We start from the raw sequence: 24,025 nt of genomic DNA on the forward strand, positions 1-24,025 counted from the left end.
TTTCTCCTTTTAGATTATTAACTAATTCTATCTATTTAAAAGAATAATTAAACGTTTTAATATCTTTATTAAATTTACGTTTAACGATTAGTTTGGTTTCATCGTTGTAATAAGATGTGTAATGCTCATGTTTAGAAATATTTTTTCGAGGTAAGTCTATATTGGGTAAACCAACTCGCCCACAGACATAAGCAAAATCTCTTTCTAGAGTCTCTTGTTTTCCAATAAAATCAACCAAAATATTTTCATTTTCATCACACAAAAATTTTAAGCTATTACCTTTTCGACAATAAGGAGATAAAACATATTCCTCAAAGTTTTTCATAGAGCGGATTTGTTGCCCTGTTTGTTTATCATCATCCCATTTTGTACTCAACCACCAATGATAGGTAGATACTAGCAAATCCCAAGGGTTTCTGACAAAGGAAAATTTAAAATAGTTGTTCCAAATTTCTTCCCCTAAAACTTCTTTAGCGATCGCTGCTTTTACGTGTTTATGTAAGCCATTTGTCTTACGCCACTGTTCTGATAATTTTTCTCCTTCTGGAGTCACCCCCAGCACAATGTCTTTTTCACCCAATTGGGGGATCAAAGCGTCAGTAATACTTGAGCCACCACATTTGTTAACATGAATGAAAATAAATTTATATTTATGAGAAATGATCATGTTTTTTACAATTACTCTAAACTATGTTGACTGTTTGTTTAGCAAAATCCATCTCTTTTTTTAAAGAGTTCAGATCATATTGAAAATTATTGATTTCTAAATCAAACCATTGATTTACTAACTGAATCAGTTCGGGATCTTGATAATATTCTAAGTATTCATTATGCTTTGAACGATTTGTATGAGGAAGTTCTATATTTGGCAACCCAATTCTACCACAAATGTAGGCAAAATCGCGGTGAATTCTTTCAAATTTTCCCAAATAATCTACAATAATTTTTTGATTATCATCCATAACAAAATCAAGTAATGATTCTTTTTTATCTGAATCTAAATCTGAAAAAATATATTCAGAAAAGTTATTTAATCCTCTAATTTTAGTGCCTGTTTGCCATTGATCATCCCACGATGTTGTAAGCCACCAATGATATTTAGATACCAGTCTGTCCCAAGGATTTCGGATAATGGCAAATTTAAAGTAATTATTCCAAATTTCATCTCCTAAAATTATTTTCGCATCGCTTGCTTTAGAATGCTTAAATAAACCTTTAGTTTTGAGATATTCTTCTGACAGTTTTTCTCCTTCCTTTGTTCCTCCTAAAACGATGTCATTTTCCCCCAAATGAGGATCTAAAGCTTGGGTTACACTGGTTCCCGCACATTTATGTATATGAATAAAAATGAATTTATATTTATGAGAAATAATCATGGATGTCAAATGTCAAGTGATAAATTGGTTTTTGAATTTCAAGAAAGCTACCTTTTGAGTTTGGTTGAGTATTCTTTCATATAGTATAATACCTCTTTTTCGTACTGAGACCAAATAATTTGCCAATCATAAGTTTCTTCAACCAACTGACGACCATTAAATCGAAGTTGATTTTTTAGATCAGAATCATTTAATACGGTTAGAACTGCTTCGGCAAATGCTTCGGGTTCATCTCGAATTAAAATATTCTTACCATCAATCGCCAATAATCCTTCAGCACCAATACTTGTCGATATAACTGGTAAACCCATCGACATCGCTTGAAGAATTTTTAGACGTGTTCCACTACCTAATCTTAATGACACAGCAATTAATGAACAGTCTTTAGCTACATCACTAATATTTTTTGGATTAGGAATTACTTCTATTTGAGGGTTGTTCGTAGCTAGTTCAAGAACTTGGGGTGCAGGTTCATAGCCAGTTATACATAGTTTAATTTCTGGATCTTTTGCCCACAAAAGCGGCATAATTTGATCAGCAAGATACATAACTGCATCAATGTTTGGAAAGTAGGACATATGTCCTACATAGAGGATTTTTTTACTAGCCAAGTTAGTTTCGAGTAAAGCATTGTATTGAGTATCAACCCCGTTCCCAATAACGAGTGTTTTTCCAGTTGGGTAACGACTTTCTAATTTTTGCTGATCTACTTCACTAACAACGGTTCTAAGACTGAAAAGTGGCCAAACTTTATTTTCATAGTTTTGTAATAAAATTCCTTCTCGATCGGCATTTTGAAAAGGTTTTGCACCAGAGACTTTTTCAGCCGCTTTATCAATATCATCTTGGCTAGTATTAGTCTGACATTGTAATAAAAGTTCTGATTCAATATTATGCTCTTCTAAAACGGTAAAGCAATGACTGAATAAAGATTGATAAGGAGCCATAAATATAAATTCAAAAGATACTATATCAAAGTCTATGACTCTTAATTCATTAAGTGTTCTCCACATTTGCTGAGTTGTCCACCAATGAATTTTAATATATTGATCGGCTTCTTGTCGAGGGTTTAAAGGGGCACCCATTTTGACTAGAAAAACTTCATCACAGTATTCTTTTAATGGTTCTTCTATTTCATATTCTTGATCATTAAAAATAAATGACACAACAACAACATTATGACGTTTTGATAAATACTTAATTTTTTCATACATTCTAATTGAACCTCCAGAGTTAGGAGGATAAGGCGGATATGAAGTTAAAATTAAGATATTTAAGGGTTTTTCCTTGTCTTTTTGTAATGGCTTGATAGATTGATTCTTATGAGGATTTTTGCAGTAACTTAAAACTTTGTTCCACTGTCTTTGACGTAATTTTGCATCGTTGTAGCTTTGCTGAAATTCTTGATTATCTGGCTCAATTTTGAGTGCTTTTTCATAGGCGGGAATCGCTTCGTCAAATTCGCAACGTATGGTTAGCAAATCGGCCAAACACTTATGATACCATCCTTTTTCTGAATACAATTTTATGGCCCGTCTGTATGGGATAATGGCTTCTTCAAAAAGATGTTGTTTTGCTAAACAATTTCCTAGTTGAAAATACAATTCAGCGTATATTATTTGAAATTCCTGAGCTTTCTTATTAAAAATCATCGCATCTTTAAGAAGATTAGCATCGATCAAAATATCTCTTACTCGTGACTGAATTTCTGGAGCATCTAGCTTTTTCTGGAATACATCAATTAAGTTAAGTAAGATATTCATTCCACTATCGGGCATAGCTTGTTCTAGAATTTTTTCCAATTGAGTTGGAAGCTCCAACATATTGGGCAGCATTTTTAGTCCGATCTGATAGTAAAAAATAGCTGCATTCAATCGATTCTGACTGGCTAGAGCATTACCTAATTTTAAATAAATTTCAGGTTTGAGGGGTTCGATTTCTAAAAACTTATAATAAGCATTGAGATCATAAGGAGATTGTTGAGCGACATCTTGGTATTTGCGCCGCGCTTCTTCTAAATATAAACGTCCTTTTTGTTCTAATGTTTCAGCCAGTTTGTGGTAAGCGATCGATGAATCAGGACTTAATTCAACGGAGCGATTGTAGGCTTGAATTGCCTCATCACCTCGTTGCAGCTTCATTAAAGCCTCTCCTAAGTTGTAATAGCTCCAGCTATGATCGGGCTTAAGTTCAATGGCATATTGATAGGCTTTAACCGCTTCTTCCCACCGTTGTAGCTTACTTAACGCATCTCCTAAATTGTAGTAGCTCCAAGAGTGATCCGATTTTAGTTCAACCGCACTGTAATAGGCTTTAACCGCTTCTTCCCACCGTTGTAGTTTACTTAACGCATCTCCTAAATTATTTTGAGTCCAGAAAAAGGCGGCATTGACTTCAATTGCTTTTCGATAAGCAATAATCGCTTTTTCCCACTGACTCATTCTTGTCAAAGCATCTCCTAAATGATGATGCGCTAACCAATAGCTAGGTTGAAACATGACTGCTTTTTGATAGCAGACGATCGCTTTTTCCCATTCTTCACTCGCTGCTAAGGTTTCTCCCAGACGAAAATAAGATTCAGCATCTTGGGGATTTTGCTTGATAGCTTGGCGATAGATAGCGATTGACTCTTTTTGTTTTCCTTGTTTAGCAAAAATTTCTCCTAAATAGTGATAAGCTTCCATGCGATCTGGAGTCAGACGTATCACTTGACGGTAACAAGTTGCTGCTTTGGAGAATTTTTTTGCTTTGATGAAAATACTACCAAGTTTTAGATATTCATCGGGTTGAGATAGATGACTTTCTAAGGTTAAAGCCTGATACAAAGCTTCTGTCGCCTGTTCTAAATCTCCAGTTTGCTCTAATACTTGCGCCAAGTTACGGTATAAACTACTTGACTGGGGATCGAGTTTCAGGGCTTTGAAATAGTAACTGAGGGATACCTGCCATTCTTGGCGTTTGGCCGATAAATCACCAAGCTGTGCATAAGTTTCGGCCGCTTCTTGATTTTTACCTTGTTCGCTTAAAATTTCGGCTAATTTTTGATAAGCCCGAATGAAATCTGGTTCTAGATTGATAGCATATTTATAGCAAAAACTCGCTTCTTGGTTTAGTTGAAGCTCAGATAATTGATTACCGAGTTTAAAATATTGTTTAGCATCTGCTTTTTCTGGATCAAGTTGTAAGGCTTGATAACGACAGATTAGTGATTCTTGATTACGTCCTATTTTCGCCCATGCTTTCGCTAAATTGAGTAAAAATGGGGCTGAGTTCGGATTTAGATTAATTGCTTTTTGATAGTAAATAATGGCTTGCTGCCAGTTTTGTCGCCGTGCAAAAAGGCTACCTAGATTAGCATATACTTCGGCAAAGTTGGGCTGAATTTCGAGTGCTTTTGCATAATATCCCATTGACTCGGCGTAGCGTTCCACTTTTTGCATGACATTGCCCAAAATTTTGTAAGCTTCTGCCATGTCTGGAATAAGCTGTAAAACTCTCTCGCAAGCTATCAGCGATTGTTCCCAACTTTGTTGCTCATAATAAAATTGAGCTTGTTGCAAATAAACCAATGCTATTTCTATCTGTGTTGTTCCATGACTACTAGGAATTGTTGATAATTCTACTACTTGCTCGTTTTGTGGGCTACGGACGAGGGAGTGTTCTTGTTGGTCATCAAACTCATTACTAGAATTTAAAATAGTCATTTCAAGCAAAGGTAACTTGGATTTTTGAATGTCACTCGAATCATAATATAAAGAAAAATTTAGAGAAGTATTAGATAATTCTAAATTACTTTCTAACTTAGTGGACTTGATGATTATCGTCTGGTAGGCATACAAGGCCGCCTCTTTCCAACGGCCTTGCTGTTTAAGGGATTCAATGTACTTTAGGTTTGAGTTTTGGGATTGGTGGTTATGTTCAAGCATTTGACTGTAGCTGACAATCGCTCTATTAAACTCAGATTGTTTACTCAGTCGATTGATTGGCTAAATATAAATTTGGTTTTTCAGAATTAACTCAATATTATCCCATTTTTTCAAAACTATTGCTTTCCTGAATTTAGGCATTAGCTCTTTTGTAGCATTTTAGAGCATCTTCATTACGTCCCTGTTCAAGCAATATATCGCCAATTGAACGATAAATATTGTTCGCATCTGGTTTTAATTCAAGCACTTTTTGATAACAGTTCATCGCTACATCAAGTTGCCCGTTTTTGTGGAAGGCCTCGCCTAAAGATTTATAAGTCCGAAACTCTTGAGGATTCATTTCAATTGCTTTTTGATAGCTACTAATTGCTCCCCCTGTATCTCCTTGTTTGATTTGAGCATCTCCTAAAAATCTATAAATATCTTTTAGATTCGGATTTGTTTCAATCGCTTTTTGATAACAAGCAACTGCCTCGTTCCAGTGTTCTTTTTTCTGTAAGCTGCGACCATACTTGTAATAAAATTTGTCAGTCCAGTCAGATTTTAGTTCAGCAGCTTTTTTATAAGCCATCAGAGCTTCATCTAAAGTAGATTCATTAATTGATAAAGTATCTGCTATTTCTTTATAGGTTTTAGCTGACCAATTGTCTTTAAGTGTTAGGGCTTTTTGATAAGCGGCAATTGCACCGGGCATTTGTTTTAGCTGTTTTTGAACTTTGCCTAATCCCGCATAAGCGATCGGATTATTATCTTTTATGGCAATGGCTGTTTGATAGCTTTGAGCGGCTTTTTCCCAGTTTTTTTGAGATCTATAAATTTGACCAAGTTTCAAATAAGGAGAGCTATATTTAGGGGCTAAACGTGCTGCTTGTTCATAAGAGGCGATCGCTTCTTCTAGTTTTCCCTCTTTTTGCATTTCTTGGCCTTTTGCATACAGTTCTTTTGCTTTTGCCTTTTTATTTTCCTTACTTTTCTTTTTCTTTTCTTTAGTTTCCATTATCATTTTTCCTACTCAAAACGGTAAGGTGAATCTCTTCAATGAGCAAGTAATTAGGCTAAAATTTTTGCTAATTTTCAATTTTTCTGTAACTTAAATAACAAAAAGTTTTAGCTTACTAATTGCTGAACAATTGTTAGATTAGATTAGTTTAGGGTGTTATTCCAACACTCCGGTAAATTATAAATTAAAAGATAATATCTGTAAAGCTCTTAAGCATAAGATTTTTAGTTAAGGTTTGTTCAAGAAAAATGGCTAATTGAGTTGTCTTGAGTCCTCCATGATGCTTTATGTGATAATTTCTTGCTCTAGATAGCAATTAATGAACGTTTGTGACATTACATATAAGATAAACAAAGAATACAGCAGCAAACCACGAAAGTCAAATGAACTAACTATGATAAATTATTTTTATCAACAACTCAGACAAGCCATACAATCTGGCATGGTGGTATTAGCGACTGTAGTTAATAGTAGAGGATCTGTTCCGCGAGAAATTGGGGCAAAAATGATTATCTTTCCCGATGGCACCTTTTTTAATACCATCGGTGGGGGTGCAGGTGAAGCAAAAGTGATTCGTCAAGGGATGAGGGTATTAGAAACTGGTGAAAAACAATTCGTAGAGATTGATCTGACAGGTTCTCCGCAGCGCGAGACTCAAGGGGTTTGTGGGGGGATCATGCAAGTCTGGTTAGAACGTTGGAGGGGTGAAAACGCGATAAATTTAGTAGATGAGATTTTGAGTAAACTCAATTCAGGTCAAAGTGTTACTGTCGTCACTCCGTTTTTATCTGAACAATCACCATATATATATATAAATAATGTAGATCCCGTTCTAACTCCTCAACCAAATAACGCTTTTATTGAAACCTTACAACCTTCACCGACTTTACTTATTGTAGGTGCAGGACATATCGGAGAACAGTTAGCGATCATTGCTCATTTAATCGGTTTTCAAATCATGATACAAGACGATCGCACTTTTTGGGCTAATTCTCAACGCTATCCCCAAGCAAGCCATATTTTTAATCAACCGATTTCAACCACTTTAGAACAATTAGCCCAGTATGAACAGATGTACGTCGCCCTAGTCACACGGGGCTACAAATACGATTTAGAGGCATTAGAGGCACTTTTAGCCAGATCATTACCTTGTCAGTATATCGGGATGATTGGTAGTCAAAAAAGAGTAATACAAGTATATCAATCGCTTACCCATCACAGCGATCGACTATCTTCGATTTACGCGCCTATTGGCTTAGATATTGGGGCTTTAACCCCCGAAGAAATTGCAGTCAGTATCAGTGCAGAACTGATTTTAGTGCGTCGCGGTGGTACAGGTAAGCCCCTTTCAAAACTGATTAAAGGATGAAGTCAGTTACGGCAATCTCTACAACGCCAGTAAGCTTAATTTCCATGTCTGCTGTAATATTATTATCACCTTGAAGATCGACTTGAATCAGGTTATTGACAGCATCAAAGCGAACTTCACCGAGGGTACCACTAAAGGGATCACCGCCAATAAATGTAAACGCTTGATTTCCAGCTACATCAAGATTAGCATCGATCGCACTCAAGTCAATTTTGTCTACTCCTGATGTATAGTCAGTTGCGGTATCTCTTAGAAGTCCTGGTCGGCTTTCATTGGTGTTGACATACTTATAGATATCTATTCCACCTCCATCGGTTAGTATATCTGCTCCAGCACCACCGACTAGAGTATCATTGCCCGAACCACCAATTAATGTATCATTATCGGACTGTCCCTCTAGAGAATCATTTCCATTACCGCCTTCTAAAAGATCATTGCCACCAGGGATAAGTAAAAAGCCTGAAAAAGCAGCAAGTCCACCTTTTAAGGTATCATTGCCACCTTTGCCATAAAGGGTATCATTCCCAGCACCGCCATTTAAAGTATTGTTTAGCTTGTTTCCTGTGATGGTATTCGCCAGAGTATTTCCTGTTCCATCCAGTGCAGGATTAGCTAATCTTAGGTTTTCAACGTTGGCAGCCAAGCTAGTAATACTAACAGAAGAAATTACTGTATCTGTTCCACCTCCTGACAATTCAACGACTACATCGGTTGTGCTATCGATGACAAAAGTATCATTACCTGTACCACCCTCTAAAGAGTCTGTACCTGTTCCTCCATCTAAAAAATCGTCTCCCGCTTCCCCTTTTAAAGTATCATTGCTCGTCAAACCAAGAAGAATATCGTTGCCATTTCCTCCAGTAATAGAATCAAGTAGATCGGATTCTATGTCGCCTAATAGAATATCGTTACCATTAGTTCCTATCGTAGTTGTAGCCATGATAAGCTCCTATTTAGTATTTTTTGCTACAGTTACTGACTATGGTAGTTCTAAATCATTTGTAAGAAGTTTAAGAATTGTGTTTAAAAAAGAGCTATGTAGTTAAAATATATTTAAAAGGAGGATAAACATCAAGAAATCATGCAGATTTTGACGACAAGCTCAGGATTTATTAGTAAATAATCGCCAAAATTTTAGCTTGGAAGATTACAAAAATTTAAGTTACAAAAGTTCAAAAAGTTTTTTAAGAATACAACAGAAATAAGAAATTATTGGCATTTAGAGCAAATAAAATCCTAAATTAATTGCTGTGGGTTCGACTCTGAAAGCTTATGCAGTTTTTTTGAGGAGAATTGGCAAAATTTCTAAACTAAACGAGCAAATTTAGTTTTTCCCACTTGTAACACTTTTCCTGTCAGTTGTTCGGGTGTGTCGAATGTCAGATCAACATCGGAAATACGATCGCCATCTAATCTTACTGCACCCCCAAGTATTTGTCTTCTCCCTTCACCACTGCTTTTACATAAACCGCTAGATCCTAGTATATAAAAGAGTTTCGCGGGAAATTCTACTCCAGATAAGTCGTATTCGGGAACCGATTGAGCCGCCGCCGCATCTCCTTTTTTAACGAGATTTAAGGCTGTTTCTTGAGCAATTTTCGCTCCTTCTTTTCCGTGAAATTGTGAAACGACTTCTAGGGCTAATAATTTTTGTGCTTCTCTCGGATTTTCTGGTATTGTATCAAGTGGTAATTTTGTCAATAGCTCGAAATAATTCTTTAACAAAGCATCAGGAACTTTTTCTAACTTGGAATACATCGATAAAGCATCTTCTCGCAAACCGACATAATTATTGAGAGATTTCGACATTTTTTGTGTGCCGTCCGTACCAATGAGAATCGGTAATAATAAACCAAATTGCGGTTTTTTGCCGAAATAGCGTTGTAAATCTCGTCCTACAGCAATATTAAATTTTTGATCCGTACCGCCCAATTCTACATCAGCATCAACCGCGACGGAATCATAACCCTGCATTAAAGGATAGAGAAATTCATGTAAAAAGATCGGACTTTCTTTGTCGAAGCGTTCGGAAAAACCTTCTTTTGCTAACATTTGTCCAACCGTCATCGTAGAGAGTAGGGTTAGAATTTTACTTAAATCTAAGGTGCTTAACCATTCGGAATTGTAGCGAATTTCGAGTCTGTCTGGTGTATCAAAATCTAGAATAGGACGAAGTTGAGCTAAATATTCACTAGCATTTTCTCTAACTTGTTCCGTTGTTAGTTGTTTACGAACTTCCGATTTACCTGTCGGATCGCCAATTTGTGCGGTAAAATCACCAATAATGACGATCGCTGTATGTCCTGCATCCTGAAAATCTCGCAGTTTCCGAAATGGGATACTATGACCTAAATGTATTTCACTTCCTGTCGGATCGATCCCTAATTTAATCCGTAACGGGCGCTCGCATTTCTGTAATAATTTAACTAAGTTTTCCGACTCGTTTTCTGAGTCAGTAGAGAAAGGAAAAATTTCACTGGTTCCACGCATTAACCAGTCGGGTGAAGATGATGTCATTGCTGTGTCTAAAAATAGTCAGACTATCCATTATAGGCCATCGATTCCTAATTTATAGCCACTAGAACCGCTTCGGGGCTATAATAATGGGTCTCAAGAAACTTGTTGATGACCTAATTTTAAAAAGATCGCTTCTAGGTCTTCTTGGGTACAATGAAATTCAGAGATAGATATTCCTGCAATGACGAGCGATCGTAATAACGCGGCACTTTCTTCGCTTCCTCCCGAAAAACCGACTCTTAAGCTATTTTGCCCAGATATTCTTTCCCATCCTTCTACAGATGGCTCGTTTTTTAAGAAGGTTTCTAAAGTCTCTAATGGATCTAATGTAGAAATAATAATCTGTTGACGAGATAAACGCTGATATAACTCTTTTAAGGATGCACTTTCTACAAGATAACCTAATTCCATAATACCGATCGAGGTACATAATTCGGCTAAGTCACTTAACACGTGAGATGAAATAAGGATCGTCATTCCTGCACTTTGTAAGATTTTAATAATTTCTCGAAACTGCATTCGCGCAATGGGATCTAAACCTGAGACGGGTTCATCTAATAAGAGTAACATCGGTTCATGAATAATTGTTCTCGCAAGACTTAAACGCTGTTTCATCCCACGAGAAAGAGTCGAAATAAGACTATGACGTTTTGAAGTGAGTTGAACTAATTCTAAAACATCGTTGAGGCGATAACGTCGATGAGGTTGCTTGAGGAGATATAGTCGCGCAAAATAATCTAAATAGTCCCAAACTGTGAGATCATCATATAAAGGAAAATCATCGGGAAGATAGCCTAAACGTTGCTTGAGTCGTGGGTTGCTACTATCTCTAAGCAGTTGTTCTCCATTGATGTAGATTTCTCCAGTGGTTGGTTCTTCTATAGCAGCTAACATTCGGATCAGAGTCGTTTTTCCTGCACCATTTGGTCCAATTAGTCCGTAAACTTCGCCTATTTCTACTTGTAAGTCTACTTGATTAACCGCAATATGGCGATCGTATTGTTTAGTCAGTTGGTGAGTTGAGATTGCGTATTCGCTTTCCATAACGTCAACCCTTCTAGAATATCTAGAGCCAACTTAACACAAGAATTATTTAAGTGTCAGAAAGAAAGAGCGTCTGACACCCAAAAGATAAAGACGTGAAATACTAAGTTTCTACGCTTGCTGTTTTTCTTGTTCTTTTTGTTGACGTTTTTTGCGTTCAGCTTCTAAAGCATCTTCGATGACAGTGAGTAATTGATCCATTTTGTCAAGATTGCCACGATACACATCGAGATCTTTTTGCATTTTTTCGTTAGGTAAATGTAAGATTTCAGCAATTTTAGTTAAAACCTGATCTCGCTTTTCTTTGTCTTGTGTGATGGAGGGTTCAGCTTCGACTAAAAGGGTATATAGACCAATAGCGAACAAACGGCTATATTTGAATTGACCCGAATTAGCGATCGCGTTTAAAGTAGATACAATCTGATTATTGCTGTCGCTTTGGGTGAGGAAATTCTCTAGAGATAATCCTTTTGCTGCTGCGATGAGAGATTCTGCATCTCGGCGATATTGTTCGGGATCTGCACCAACAGAACGACAAATACCAGAAAAAATCGATGGTTTATCCTGTTCTGGGCGATATCCTTGCATAAAACGTTCAAAAGAGGTTATTACTCCTACCGCATAAATCGGATCATAGCGAAAGTCCGCATTAACCGATAGCAAATGAAGTTCGACTAACAATTCTTCGACAACTCGGCGATAAACTGAGTTTATGGGGCGGGTATGATAGGTATGAAAATTGCGCTTACTATCAGAAACGGTGCGTACTTTATCCACAGAACAAGATATTAAATGAGACAATATTTCCATTCTCTCTCGTAAAGTTCATAAAGAGCAAGTTATTTATCCCGCATTCTAGTTTAAGCAGAACCCACAAATCAGGTGAAAGGTAAGTCGGTCTGCTCGCCTCTAACAATCTAGAACCTTGTTAGACTAAAGAAAACCGTTATCTTTAAATTTATTTTTATGAGTGAACAACCTAAGCAAATTTGTATATTAGGTGGCGGGTTTGGAGGACTATACACAGCTTTGCGATTAAGTCAACTGCCTTGGGACTCTTCCCAAAAACCGTCGATATTCCTCATTGATAAAAGCGATCGCTTCTTATTTTCTCCCTTATTATACGAAGTCATCACAAAAGAAATGCAATCTTGGGAAGTCGCGCCGCCATTTGTTGAACTTTTGGCCGATACTTCCGTCAATTTTCACCAAGGAATCGTCACTGGAATAGATTTAGATAACCGACAAATCCAAATTGATAATCGCCCTAATATGGCTTATGATCAGCTAGTGATTGCGATGGGTGGACAAACTCCTCTTGTTGGTGTTTCTGGTGCTAAAGATTATGCTATTCCGTTTCGGACGCTAGAAGATGCCTATAGACTAGGAGAAAAGCTCAGAGATTTAGAACAGTCTACAAGAGAAAAAATTCGAGTTGCTGTGGTTGGTGGCGGTTATAGTGGTATAGAAATCGCTTGTAAAGTCGCTGATCGTTTGGGAGAACGCGGCAGACTGCGAATTATTGAAAAAGGCGATGCTATTTTAAGAAATTCCCCCGAACATAACCGCATAACAGCACAAAAAGCCCTAGAAAAGCGTTTTATTTGGCAAGATTTGGAAACAAGTATTACAGAAATTACGGCTGATAGTATTTCTCTAGAGTACAAAGGTGAAGTAACCAATCTTCCGGTTGATGTCGTGATTTGGACGGTTGGATCACAAATATCTGATTTGATTGGTAATCTTTCTTTACAACACAATCAACAAAAACAAATTACCATCAATCCATTTTTACAGGCGATCGATCATCCTCATATTTATGTTTTAGGAGATGTGGCCGACTGTCAAGATGTTACCGGTCAAAAAGTCCCCCCAACGGCACAAGTAGCGATTCAGCAAGCTGATTATTGTGCTTGGAATATTTGGGCTAATCTCAATAATCGTCCTTTATTGCCATTCCGTTACCAGGCATTAGGGGAAATGCTCACCCTCGGTATTGATGATGCGACGATTAATGGTTTTGGTTTAAAGTTAGATGGTGAGATTGCTCATTTAGCCCGACGTTTGATTTATCTCTATCGTCTACCTACCCTAAAACATCAACTGAATGTCGGTTTAAGTTGGATCACGCAACCCATTTTAGACTTTTTTAATTAATCCGTAGGGGTTTGGTCTCCAAACCCTTTTGATGTCAGGATTTGGGATAACTAGCTAATATTTCATCAAAATATATAAATCAACTAATCTGATTTTCTTTCCTGCGAGAGAAGAAAATCGCAATATTTATTAATATTATGGAATTAAAGTAACGAGAATCTTTCAGAAAAGGAAGATAAATTTATGTCACGCGAAATAGGTTCAACCTTAAAACTTGTCTTATTTAGTGCAATTTCGGCTACTTTACTTCAAGCTTTCCCCGTGGAAGCTCGACCGAATTCAAGGCCGCAAATGCGTTCTAGACCTATCTTATCGAATTTAGAAAGTCGTTCTTTTTCAGAAAATCCTGAAGCATTTTTCCCAAATTCTGGGCAAGATATAATTACTTATCCTGAAGGAACGGTTGGAAGCAGATCCCAATCTGAGTCAGACTTTGAGTTCTTGGGTCAAAATTTTGAAGTCAAAATGGGAGAAACAACCCACGCTGATCCAGAATTTGATACTTTTTCAAGAAATGAAGCTCAAACAGACAAAATTAGAGTGAATGTAAATGTTTTGGAATGGAATAATTAACTACTATATAGGCGATGAATGAATCCTCCTGAAATTGAAGGCGGCTGGGCAATTACAGCAGATGCTAAACTTGTTGAACTGAGTAACGGTGATATTCTGACACCGACGGCTAAAGTCACTCCAGAGATAATAATAACACCATCAAAGCCTAAAAATTCCCTTTCTAAAGATGCCATTCGCACTAGCTTAAAAGCTTCGACTCTTGATGGTATTTTTGCAACCATTTTTTCTAACATTACGGGCGGAGTTTTACTAAGTAACTTTTTGCTCGAACTCGGTGCTAACGCGACAGAAATTGGGATGCTAACCTCTATCCCAATGTTAGTTAATTTGCTTCAGCCAGTAGGAGCCCATTTATCTGAACTTACCGTAAGTCGTCGTAACTTCAATCTGTGGATTTATGGGTTAGCTCGAATACTCTGGCTAATTTTACTATTAGGTATTGGTCTAGCCAACTGGCATTATATCGAGAAAAGGCAGCTAATCACATGGTTGTTAGGTGTCGTCTTGATGAGTAATGTGTTTGGGGCTTTGGGGAGTGCTTCTTGGCTATCGTGGATGGCTTTTTTAGTTCCTTCACGCTTACGGGGTCGATATTTTGGGTTACGCAATAGTGTTATTAGTTTAACTAATTTAATTAGTGTGCCTCTAGCGGGTTGGGCGATCGCAACTTGGAAAGGGGGTTCGCTTACTGGTTATGGAATTGTTCTGCTTTTGGGCATTATCTCAGGATTAGTGAGTATAGGATTTCAATTTTTTAAAGCCGATGTTAATCCGCAAGAACAAAAGTTAGAATTTGATTTAGAAGTTACAGAACTAGAAAAGCCATTTATTCCCGATAACAGTATCCTACGAGACAGAAAATTTTTATCATTTCTGGTCTATTTTTGCTTTTGGATGTTTGGGATTAATCTTAGTGCGCCTTTTTTTAGTCTTTATATGCTTGGCAGTCTCAATATAGATGTACGCTATGTAACTATTTATAGCAGTTTGTCAGCAGGCTCTTATTTACTTTCATTAATGGCGTGGGGTAGGCTATCCGATCGCATTGGTAATCGTCCAATTTTGATGATACTTGGAATTATAAATGCTTTAACACCCGTGCTGTGGCTTTTTATGAGTGGTAATCAACTTTCAGTTTGGTTGTTGTTGCCCCTCATTCACTTACTTTTAGGTGGAACTGGGGCAGGACTTGATTTATGTACTACCAATTTACAGTTAGGGGTAGCACCGAGATCACGTCAGTCGCAGTCTTTTGCTTTGGTGGCTGCTATTGGCGGTGTGAGTGGAGCTTTGGCAACTACAGCAGGTGGATTTTTAGTACAATTTACGGAGCATAGCGGATTTGTTTTTCTTTTTGTACTATCTAGTATTTTGCGTTTTGCTGCCCTCGTTCCTCTGATTTTCGTACGCGAACAATAAAGATATTTTTTAGGTTTACTGATTTTTTCTGAGGGCTTTTTTAAAGAAAGTACCAAAGCCTATAGCTGTCGCTGCTCCTAATATGGTTAGTGGTTCAGGAACGGCCTGTGGATTTGCACCCATTTTAACTTGAAAAGCCAGTCTTGAATCAGTTGGCGAAGAAGATGTTGTCCAACCAAATGTAGCATTCGCTGTTAGAGTAAAATTACCATTAATTCCCTCAATTTTTAGATAATCAACGTTTAAGCTATTGTTAGATAAGGCATTGAGATTAGTAGTGAATGTCCCTAAACTATCAGTAATTGAGATGTTATTTAGCTGAATCGTGCTTCCATCATTGTTAGAACGAGTACGAATATAAATAGTATTTAAACCATTGGGAAATCGAGCGGCTTCAGTAACGTTATTAGCACTAATTGTTTGATTGTTAAATGAGAAGCTGGCGTTACCATTGTTGTAGGTAATGGTGATGGGTACGCTTACATTTTTCGGCCAAGGAGTACTCGCTTGAGCGGCCGTTGAGCTTGGAAATGTGGTATTATTTGTCCAGTTCCAGATTGCTTGATCCCAGTTATTTGACGCGGCTCGTCCTTCTGTTACCCAATCTTCTTGAAATAATCCGTTGTTTTTATCGTTATTAAAGTTAGTATCCGTATATCCTGATAAAGTGTTGAAAGTTGCAGCACGAACAACGGTAGGAATGAGCATGACACCAGTTGTCACGAACAAAAGCGATAAAAGTTTGAGTGGGCGCATGACTAAATTAAATTTTTTTGTTGATAGCAAAAATGACAAGAAATAATACTCTTTTTTGTTTTTGAGTTAGAGCATGATTTCTGACCCAAACTGATTCTAACTTGACTTTTAAGGTTATTTATGTATAAGTTCAGTGATAACACGTAAGCGATCGTGTATAACTTATCGCGGAAGTCGGTGTACCGATGAATCATGCAAGTTGATTAATTTATACATAGCTTTTTTTCTATGAATAAACCTAAAGTTATTTTTCTAGATGCGGTTGGTACACTTTTTGGAGTGAAAGGAAGTGTCGGCGAAGTTTATGGCACGATCGCAGCTTCGTTCGGGGTTTATGTTGCTCCCACTTTATTAAATGAAGCTTTTTATCAAAGTTTTAAAGCTTCTCCCGCTTTAGCATTTCCTAATGTTGAGTTATCAAAAGTACCTCAATTAGAGTTTTTGTGGTGGAAAGTGGTTGCTTATTCTACTTTTACCCAAGTTGGTGTCATTGAACAATTCATAAATTTTGATGATTTTTTTGGCAAACTTTATGATTATTTCGCTCAACCTGAGCCTTGGATTGTTTATCCAGATGTAATAAAATCCCTGATTCGATGGCAAAATCAAGGAATTGAACTCGGCATTATTTCTAATTTCGATAGTCGGATTTATTCGGTTTTAAAACAATTAAATTTAGCTGATTATTTTAGTAGTGTTACGATTTCATCAGAAGTGGGTTTTGCTAAACCACATCAGCAGATTTTTACAATAGCTTTAGATAAACATGATTGTCTTGCCGAACAAGCTTGGTATATTGGGGATAGTCTGACTGAGGATTATTACGGAGCTAAAGCCATTGGTATGAACCCTTTTTTAATTAAACGTTCTTAATCTAAGTATTTATTCGGATATGGAACAAAGAGCAAAAATCACTCATCAAGTTATGTACTCAAGACGGCTCTTGAATTAATTTTCTGATATGTTAGGAATGATTATTCCTCAAAGGTAAGCTGTGCTACGATATCTTGTTCCGATCTACGATCCAGATGTCAAAAATTGGTCAGTAGAGGCTCGTTTGCTGCGCTGGCTAACTTTTTTATGGTTAATCCTCGGATTGATTGCTTTATTCTCCGCTTCTTATGCTCTAAGTGCCAGTAAGAATGGGGATGGACTTTATTTGATTAAACGTCAACTGATCTGGGTTTGGTTGGGTTTAATTGGACTTAATCTCGTTATACAATGTCCTCTCAATAAACTACTCAAGATTGCACCTTGGATGGTATTGGGGGTCTTAAGCTTAATTATTGCAACTCTTGTGCCTGGTTTGGGATCTCAAGTGAATGGGGCGACTCGTTGGATTGCATTCGGGCCGATCTTACTACAACCTTCTGAGTTGATGAAACCTTTTTTAGTTTTGCAGAGTGCGCGACTTTTTGGCAATTGGGATCGTTTACGTTGGGGAATACGTTTAGGATGGTTGGGCATTTTTGCGGCAGTTTTAGCAGGAATTTTATTACAGCCAAATTTAAGTACAACTGCACTATGTGGGATGACGATTTGGTTAATCGCCTTAGCCGCAGGATTACCATTAAGATATTTAAGTTTAACTGCGATCGGAGGTTTTTTACTGGCTTTTACGAGTATTAGTATACGAGAGTACCAAAAGCGTCGGGTTTTATCATTTCTCAATCCTTGGGCAGATGCGAGAGGGGATGGTTATCAGTTAGTACAAAGTTTACTCGCAGTGGGTTCGGGGGGAACTTGGGGAAGTGGTTATGGGTTATCTCAACAAAAACTGTTTTATCTTCCTTTTCCAGATACAGATTTTATTTTTGCCGTCTTTGCTGAAGAATTCGGTTTTGCTGGTGGCGTTGTTTTATTATTGCTCTTAATGCTCTATGCTACTTTAGCGTTGTTAGTCGCTCTCAAATGTCGTCACCCCATCAAGCGATTAGTAGCAATGGGAGTTATGATTGTTTTAGTCGGTCAGTCTCTTTTAAATATTGGTGTCGCTACGGGTTCATTACCCACCACAGGTTTACCCCTTCCTTTATTCAGTTACGGTGGAAGTTCGAGTCTTGCTAGTCTTTTTCTTGCAGGGTTACTCATCCGAGTCGCTAGAGAAAGCAGTGAAGCGGATGTTGTTCCTATTGTTTCCCATCGTCAAGAAAAAAATATGACTACTAAATAATTTTGGTTTCCAAACCCCTACACAGAGAATTTGTATAAAAAGGGTTTAAACAGTTTCTCGATTCTCAAAATAACCAAACTGTACATAATGATAGCTTGCTTTCGTCAAATCGCCATTATATGCGGTGGCGACATCTGGGTTCGCTTGTAAATATGCAGCAGGATCAAAGGTGGTGGTAGGTAGATTATTGGGAATACCGTTATAAAGATAATCTATTGTCGCTCCATAAGTATTAACATAACTATAGTATGGAGAGTAATAACTATAGATAGGAATTAAAGTGGGATTGGATGCTAGATAGCGATATTCATCAAAGATATCTTTTTCTCGCCCTTCCTTATGTCCATAATCAACAAAATGATTGATCGCTGCTTGAGAATCAACACCATATTCATCATAGACATCTTTGTAAGATGCGAGGTATTGTAAGCTATCAAAGTTGCCAGATCTAAGACGATCTTCATTATATCCATGTTCGATATAATGTTTTGTAGCTACAGCGCGATCGCTTCCTAATTTATCAATTACATCGGTATTTGCTGCTAAATAGCTAGTTGCATCAAAAGTAAGAGGGCGATAATATGACTCATAAAAGCCATGTTGTATATAATGTTTTGTTGCAGCCTTTAGATCAAAACCAAATTCTTCAATTAAATCAGAATTAGCCGCAAGATAAGAAAGTTCATCAAATTTATCCGCCTCTCGTCCTCCAATATATCCAAACTCGACATAGTGAAATGTTGCGCCTTCTAAATCTGGCTCTTTATAACCAGAATAATAATCGTAGCCACCATAATAATAAATTAAATCTTCATAAGAAGCAATATACTGATCGGCTTGAAATGTATTTAATGGTCTTTTTTCTTTATAACCATTTTCAATATAATGACGAGTCGCTTCTTTTCCATTCGTCCCAAAAACTTCTATTAATTTAGGGTTTGATGCGAGATATTCAAACTCATCAAATAAATCTATACTGCGATTTTCAGCAATACCAAACTGACGATAATGCTGGTTAAATGCTTCTAAATTGTAACCATATTCGTCGATTAAATCAGAATAGGATGCACCATATTGATCGGGATTATCTAAAATTGGAAAGGTATCATCTGTCCATGTTGCTATAAATACTTGATCGACCGTTCTATAATAGCCATAAGTATTATCGATCGCTCCGACAAGTTTGTTACCACTTAGTGAAATAATCTTCTCATTTTTGGGGCTATTGGCTAAAGTTGATACAGCACCATTTCGGTAGATATAAATGTCATTGTTAGCAGTGTATGTGGAGTAATTAAAATTATCTACTTGCCAAACAATATTTTCACTATCGATGAATATGTTAGATTCACTAACATTATTATTGGTTAGTTGAGTGGTGGTGCTACCATCATATAAAAATACTTCAGAATCATAGCCACTTAAATTATCATAACTTATCCAAACTATTTTATTTCCACTAACTTGAACGTTATATTTATTACCCCCATTATTGGTAATTTGCTGAGTCGTATTACCATCGTAAAGAAAAACTTCATTGTTGTCTAACCAAACTACATTTTTTCCATCTGTATCAAAATAATAATCATAGCCATTTGATGTTAATTGAATAGTCGTTACGCCATTATATAGAAAAAGTTTATCTTGAAATGTAATTTTATTAAAGCTAGTCCAAATAATATAGTTTTCTTCAATTGTTTTTATGCTATCATATGTCTGATTATCTGTGAGTTTTAGAGTTTGACCATTATTATAGAGAAGTATTTCAGTATCTCCCCCTTTATCTACTGTATCTATACCTTCCCAAACAATTTGATTACCATAGAATTGAGCATTATATTCATCTGTATCATTATCGGTTATTTGTATCGTTTTCGTTCCATCATAAAAGAAAATTTCTGATTGACTTAATTCGGTATCGGGAATACTTTGATACTGATACCATAAAATTTTTCCATTATGAATTTCTGGAGAATCATCATTAGCTGTATTATCAGTTAGCTGAATGGTTTTTGTGCCGTCATAGAAGAAAATTTCTCCATCACTTCCATTATATTGATACCAAACAATTTGACCATTATCTAGTTTTGGTGCATAATCTTCATCGGTTTGATTATTAGAAATTTGAATGGTTTTTGTGCCGTCATAAAAGAAAATTTCAGAATCCTGAAAACCGCTTTCTAAACCTCGCCAAACATACTGATTCTTATTAAGATCAGCATTAAAATCTACATCAATGATTATATTGTTAGCTATTGGGGTAATGTTTAACATTGTTAGTCATCCTTTTTTATTGGTGTTTTAAGGCAAATAAAGTCACATAACTCCAAAAAAACCTTATTTTTGAATAAGTTTTTATTGATTAGTTACGGAAAATAAGGCTATATATTATATTTCTAGTTTAATTTGACAATTAGTTAGACGAAAACGTATTTATTGTAAACTTTTTTAAAGTTATCAAGAGGGTTTGAAAACCAAACCCCTATGATTTTTACGAATTTGGTATTATTCTAAAATACAGCCACTTCTTGCAGGAAGAATTAAATTTAGTTGTTTTTTAGACTGAATCCAATCATATTCAACATCACCGTATAATATTTGCTCACCATTAAAAGTAATTGTTTGATTTAGGTCAATAACAACTTTCTCAGCTTGTTCACTAATATTAACAGCAATAATCAAGGTTTGCTCTTCTAAAAGTCTGGCAAAAACATAAACAGATTGATTAGCAAAAATAAATTGATATTCTCCTGTACATAAAGCGGGACAATAACGACGTAAATTAATTAACTTTTTGTGATAATCTAATACGTCTAAATCCCAATTATTTTCGGGAGGGAAACTACGGCGACAGTCGGGATCTAAACCACCAGCTAAACCAATTTCATCGCCATAATAAATACTAGGCGCACCAGGAGAAGTAAATAAGAGTAAAGTAGCTAATTCAATACTTTTAGGATCTTCACCCACAACCGTTCTATATCTAGCTGTATCATGACTATCTAAAAGGTTCATTTGAGTTAATTGAATTTGCCAAGGATAGAGATTTAGAATCTTGTCGATTTTCTTGGCATATTCTTTAGCAGAAAGCGGAGGATAAGGGTTATAGGGAGCAGATTCGACATAAATATCTAACAGTCGATCGCCTCCAACAAAAGCAAGAATCTTTTCAGTCAAAAGATAATTCATCACTCCATCAAATTGAGTGCCATCTAGCCATTCTCTCGCATCTGTCCAAATTTCTCCAACAATATAAGCTTCAGGATTAATCGCTTTAATTCGTGTGCGAAATTCTTGCCAAAATCCAAGTGTTTTAATTTCATTTGGCACATCTAAACGCCATCCATCAATCCCTTTTTTCACCCAATATTCGCCAATTTGCATGAGATATTCTTTGACTTGAGGATTATCATGATTGAATTGTGGTAAAGCGCGAATATCCCACCAACTCATATAATTAGCGGGTTTACTTCCATCATAAGGAGAAAGCGGCCAATCGATAATTCTAAACCAATCTACCCAAGGGGAATGACTCCCGTTTTCTAAAATATCATTAAAGAAGAAAAAGCCACGACTCGCATGATTAAATACACCATCTAAAACCACTTTCATATCGCGTTGATGTGCTGCATCGAGTAACGCTTCAAAAGCGAGATTACCCCCTAACATCGGATCAACTTGATAATAATCATGGGTATGATAACGATGATTGCAAGCAGATTGGAAAATAGGGGTAAAATAAATAGCATTTACACCTAATTCTTGGAGATAATCTAACTTTTCAATCACTCCCCAAAGATCACCCCCTTTATAACCTTGTGGAGTGGGTAAAGTGTCCCAAGGTTCTAGGTTTTTGGGTTGCCATAGTCCTGGTTTAGGGTGTTGTGTTTTAGCAAAGCGATCGGGGAAAATTTGATAGAAAACAGAAGATTTCACCCAATCTGGTGTTTTAATATCCATAATTATTTGAGAATAGGACGGAATAAGTGGGAATGTTCGGGATGATAGAGACGAGAACGGACTTTTTGATCGGTTAATAACGCGGGACTAATAATATAAAGTGTGGTCCGAATGAGTTTTTCTTGTTCGGTAAGTTCGGCCATTTTTTCTAAGGGAACGATCCACATTTTTTCATCGGGCCAACCCACTCGAAAACAAACCGCTACGGGGGTATTTGTTGGATAGTGTTTGAGTAATTTATTTTGTGCATCTTCGACATGACGGGCCGCTAAATACAAACATAGACTAGCTTGGTGAGAAGCAAGACTCGCTAATTCTTCGGTCGGGGGAACAGGAGAAGCTAAACCACTAACACGGGTTAGAATTATGGTCTGTACGAGGTTAGGGATAGTCAGTTCTGTCCCTAGTTTAGCGGCTGCGGCTTGAAATGCACTAATACCTGGGATCAGTTCAAAAGGTATATTTTCTTCAACCAGGGTGAGAATTTGCTCATGGATCGCGCTATAAAGGGTTAGATCGCCCGAATGTAACCGAACGACGATCGCATTATTTTTGACTCCATCAATCATGATGGGTAGAATATCTTCTAGGGTTTTATTACCTGTGGGGATTAATTTAGCGTCGGGTCGGACATCCTGTAAGATTTGTTTGGGGACGAGGGAGTCTGCATAGAGAATAATGTCAGCTTGGGTAAGGATAGAGTAAGCTTTGAGGGTCAATAACTCTGGATCACCAGGTCCGGCACCAATAAAATAGACCGCCGGTTTAAAAGGGGTAGATGGGTCACTCAACATCAGTTAGTACAGTAAGTTAGAGGCTTTTTGATTGTACCGAACAAAGCGAAAGTAAGATAAACCATTTAAAGGTATGCTATTGAATGGCATTATAGTTATGGATACCATAAAATCTGCTCTTGCTAGAACGAGAATCATCAACCTATGGGCTTCGCTGACTTATCCATCGATGACATTGCTGCTGAATATAATCTGAGTGTAGAGACTGTGTACAGTTTGTGTGACCAGTTGAACGTCGGTTATAAGGATCAGCAAACTAACCTTGCGCTAGAGGATGCTAAAGCAGTTATTTCTCTGATTTTATCCCAACAATCAGGGTTAAATATTCAAACTCAAGATAGCTCATTAAAAAAAAATTTATAAGCGTGGTGATACCTAAGCATGGTTGATGTAAAGCCTAATAAGACGGATGATGGTAAATAGCGTTCAAAATATTAGATGAATCATTCAAACTGTTTGAGGAGAACGATGGTCAAGAGATTCTTTTGGGTGGCGATCGCCACAGTATTTTTTATCTTCCAATTTCAGATTAGCAGTGCTTCTGCTTTAGAACTCGATAGCGATACCCGTACTATCACTTTAAATGAAGGTGGAGAATCGGTTACATTAAGTTCTCAACAAGTTGTGTCAGGACAACAATTATTTAATAGTTCCTGCACCAAGTGTCATCTACAAGGTAAAACCAAGACTAATAATAACGTTAGTTTAGGTTTATCCGATATGGCTGGGGCTGAACCTCCTAGAACTAATGTATTAGCTTTGGTTGACTACTTAAAGCATCCCACTAGCTACGACGGAGAAAAAGATCTATCTGAAGAGCATCCTAATGTGACTCGCACAGATCTTTATCCTGAGTTGCGAAATCTGACTGAGGACGATTTGTTTGATGTAGCAAGCTATATGCTGATTGCGCCTAAGTTAGATGAACGTTGGGGCGGTACGATTTACTTCTAAATCA

Annotated in this window: 20 protein-coding genes; 8 read left to right on the forward strand and 12 right to left on the reverse strand. The window is 36.9% G+C overall.

Annotation, left to right across the window (positions count from 1 at the left end; all coding sequences use genetic code 11):
* Nucleotides 1-31: 31 nt before the first annotated feature.
* The 4 genes from C7H19_RS01520 to C7H19_RS01535 all read right to left on the reverse strand — a co-directional run bounded on the left by C7H19_RS01520 (nucleotide 32) and on the right by C7H19_RS01535 (nucleotide 6,299).
* Nucleotides 32-667: a sulfotransferase family 2 domain-containing protein gene (locus C7H19_RS01520; RefSeq protein ID WP_106455115.1), complete on the reverse strand. Its 636-nt coding sequence runs from the start codon at nucleotides 665-667 to the stop codon at nucleotides 32-34.
* A gap of 16 nt (nucleotides 668-683) precedes the next feature.
* Nucleotides 684-1,376 carry a sulfotransferase family 2 domain-containing protein gene (locus C7H19_RS01525; RefSeq protein ID WP_106455116.1) on the reverse strand — a complete coding sequence of 231 codons (693 nt, stop codon included), beginning with the start codon at nucleotides 1,374-1,376 and terminating at the stop codon, nucleotides 684-686.
* Between the two features lie 47 nt (nucleotides 1,377-1,423).
* Entirely contained in the window at nucleotides 1,424-5,302 is a 3,879-nt protein-coding gene (locus C7H19_RS01530) for a tetratricopeptide repeat protein (protein ID WP_106455117.1), read from the reverse strand.
* 133 nt (nucleotides 5,303-5,435) lie between these two features.
* Nucleotides 5,436-6,299: a tetratricopeptide repeat protein gene (locus tag C7H19_RS01535; RefSeq protein ID WP_181280500.1), complete on the reverse strand. Its 864-nt coding sequence runs from the start codon at nucleotides 6,297-6,299 to the stop codon at nucleotides 5,436-5,438.
* Nucleotides 6,300-6,696: 397 nt separating this feature from the next.
* Between C7H19_RS01535 and C7H19_RS01540 the strand changes: the two genes are divergently transcribed.
* Nucleotides 6,697-7,671 (forward strand): XdhC family protein, encoded by a 975-nt coding sequence (locus C7H19_RS01540; protein WP_106455119.1) that lies wholly within the window; start codon nucleotides 6,697-6,699, stop codon nucleotides 7,669-7,671.
* On the opposite strand, the gene C7H19_RS01545 is transcribed toward C7H19_RS01540, so the two are convergent.
* The 4 genes from C7H19_RS01545 to psb29 form a co-directional block, all read right to left on the reverse strand.
* Nucleotides 7,661-8,611: a calcium-binding protein gene (locus tag C7H19_RS01545; RefSeq protein ID WP_106455120.1), complete on the reverse strand. Its 951-nt coding sequence runs from the start codon at nucleotides 8,609-8,611 to the stop codon at nucleotides 7,661-7,663. The two genes, C7H19_RS01540 and C7H19_RS01545, sit on opposite strands and share 11 nt — an antisense overlap.
* Nucleotides 8,612-8,976: 365 nt before the next feature.
* Complete coding sequence (gene tyrS / locus C7H19_RS01550) at nucleotides 8,977-10,188, reverse strand: tyrosine--tRNA ligase (RefSeq protein WP_106455121.1); 1,212 nt, start codon at nucleotides 10,186-10,188, stop codon at nucleotides 8,977-8,979.
* Nucleotides 10,189-10,281: 93 nt separating this feature from the next.
* Complete coding sequence (locus tag C7H19_RS01555) at nucleotides 10,282-11,232, reverse strand: ABC transporter ATP-binding protein (RefSeq protein ID WP_106455122.1); 951 nt, start codon at nucleotides 11,230-11,232, stop codon at nucleotides 10,282-10,284.
* A gap of 111 nt (nucleotides 11,233-11,343) precedes the next feature.
* Entirely contained in the window at nucleotides 11,344-12,009 is a 666-nt protein-coding gene (psb29, locus tag C7H19_RS01560) for a photosystem II biogenesis protein Psp29 (RefSeq protein WP_181280505.1), read from the reverse strand.
* Between the two features lie 189 nt (nucleotides 12,010-12,198).
* Here psb29 and C7H19_RS01565 point away from each other — a divergent pair, with 189 nt between their 5' ends.
* The 3 genes from C7H19_RS01565 (at nucleotide 12,199) to C7H19_RS01575 (ending at nucleotide 15,384) form a co-directional block, all read left to right on the forward strand.
* Nucleotides 12,199-13,389, forward strand: coding sequence for an NAD(P)/FAD-dependent oxidoreductase (locus C7H19_RS01565; RefSeq protein WP_106455124.1), 1,191 nt, complete (start codon nucleotides 12,199-12,201; stop codon nucleotides 13,387-13,389).
* Between the two features lie 183 nt (nucleotides 13,390-13,572).
* A complete protein-coding gene (locus C7H19_RS01570) occupies nucleotides 13,573-13,962 on the forward strand; it encodes a hypothetical protein (protein ID WP_106455125.1) in 390 nt (129 codons plus the stop codon).
* Nucleotides 13,963-13,980: 18 nt separating this feature from the next.
* On the forward strand, nucleotides 13,981-15,384 hold the full coding sequence (locus C7H19_RS01575; protein ID WP_106455126.1) for an MFS transporter: 1,404 nt from the start codon (nucleotides 13,981-13,983) through the stop codon (nucleotides 15,382-15,384).
* A gap of 15 nt (nucleotides 15,385-15,399) precedes the next feature.
* On the opposite strand, the gene C7H19_RS26640 is transcribed toward C7H19_RS01575, so the two are convergent.
* Nucleotides 15,400-16,179 (reverse strand): PEP-CTERM sorting domain-containing protein, encoded by a 780-nt coding sequence (locus C7H19_RS26640; RefSeq protein ID WP_245927210.1) that lies wholly within the window; start codon nucleotides 16,177-16,179, stop codon nucleotides 15,400-15,402.
* Nucleotides 16,180-16,368: 189 nt separating this feature from the next.
* Between C7H19_RS26640 and C7H19_RS01585 the strand changes: the two genes are divergently transcribed.
* Nucleotides 16,369-17,013 carry an HAD-IA family hydrolase gene (locus tag C7H19_RS01585; protein ID WP_106455128.1) on the forward strand — a complete coding sequence of 215 codons (645 nt, stop codon included), beginning with the start codon at nucleotides 16,369-16,371 and terminating at the stop codon, nucleotides 17,011-17,013.
* A gap of 121 nt (nucleotides 17,014-17,134) precedes the next feature.
* Nucleotides 17,135-18,313 (forward strand): FtsW/RodA/SpoVE family cell cycle protein, encoded by a 1,179-nt coding sequence (locus tag C7H19_RS01590; protein ID WP_106455129.1) that lies wholly within the window; start codon nucleotides 17,135-17,137, stop codon nucleotides 18,311-18,313.
* A gap of 45 nt (nucleotides 18,314-18,358) precedes the next feature.
* Here C7H19_RS01590 and C7H19_RS01595 read toward each other — a convergent pair whose 3' ends face one another.
* The 3 genes from C7H19_RS01595 to cobM form a co-directional block, all read right to left on the reverse strand.
* Complete coding sequence (locus C7H19_RS01595) at nucleotides 18,359-20,587, reverse strand: TolB-like translocation protein (RefSeq protein WP_106455130.1); 2,229 nt, start codon at nucleotides 20,585-20,587, stop codon at nucleotides 18,359-18,361.
* A 231-nt stretch (nucleotides 20,588-20,818) separates the two neighbouring features.
* The gene (locus C7H19_RS01600; protein WP_106455131.1) at nucleotides 20,819-22,273 is read right to left on the reverse strand and encodes a glycoside hydrolase family 13 protein; all 1,455 of its coding nucleotides are present in this window, start codon (nucleotides 22,271-22,273) and stop codon (nucleotides 20,819-20,821) included.
* Nucleotides 22,274-22,275: 2 nt separating this feature from the next.
* Nucleotides 22,276-23,067, reverse strand: coding sequence for a precorrin-4 C(11)-methyltransferase (gene cobM, locus C7H19_RS01605; RefSeq protein ID WP_106455132.1), 792 nt, complete (start codon nucleotides 23,065-23,067; stop codon nucleotides 22,276-22,278).
* A 144-nt stretch (nucleotides 23,068-23,211) separates the two neighbouring features.
* Between cobM and C7H19_RS01610 the strand changes: the two genes are divergently transcribed.
* Both C7H19_RS01610 and psbV read left to right on the forward strand, forming a co-directional pair.
* Nucleotides 23,212-23,430 carry a translation initiation factor IF-2 gene (locus C7H19_RS01610; RefSeq protein ID WP_106455133.1) on the forward strand — a complete coding sequence of 73 codons (219 nt, stop codon included), beginning with the start codon at nucleotides 23,212-23,214 and terminating at the stop codon, nucleotides 23,428-23,430.
* 105 nt (nucleotides 23,431-23,535) lie between these two features.
* Nucleotides 23,536-24,021 (forward strand): photosystem II cytochrome c-550, encoded by a 486-nt coding sequence (psbV, locus tag C7H19_RS01615; protein ID WP_106455134.1) that lies wholly within the window; start codon nucleotides 23,536-23,538, stop codon nucleotides 24,019-24,021.
* Nucleotides 24,022-24,025: the final 4 nt, after the last annotated feature.

Origin of the sequence: Aphanothece hegewaldii CCALA 016 (genome assembly GCF_003007785.1) — a bacterium.
Classification (GTDB): domain Bacteria; phylum Cyanobacteriota; class Cyanobacteriia; order Cyanobacteriales; family Microcystaceae; genus Chroococcus; species Chroococcus hegewaldii.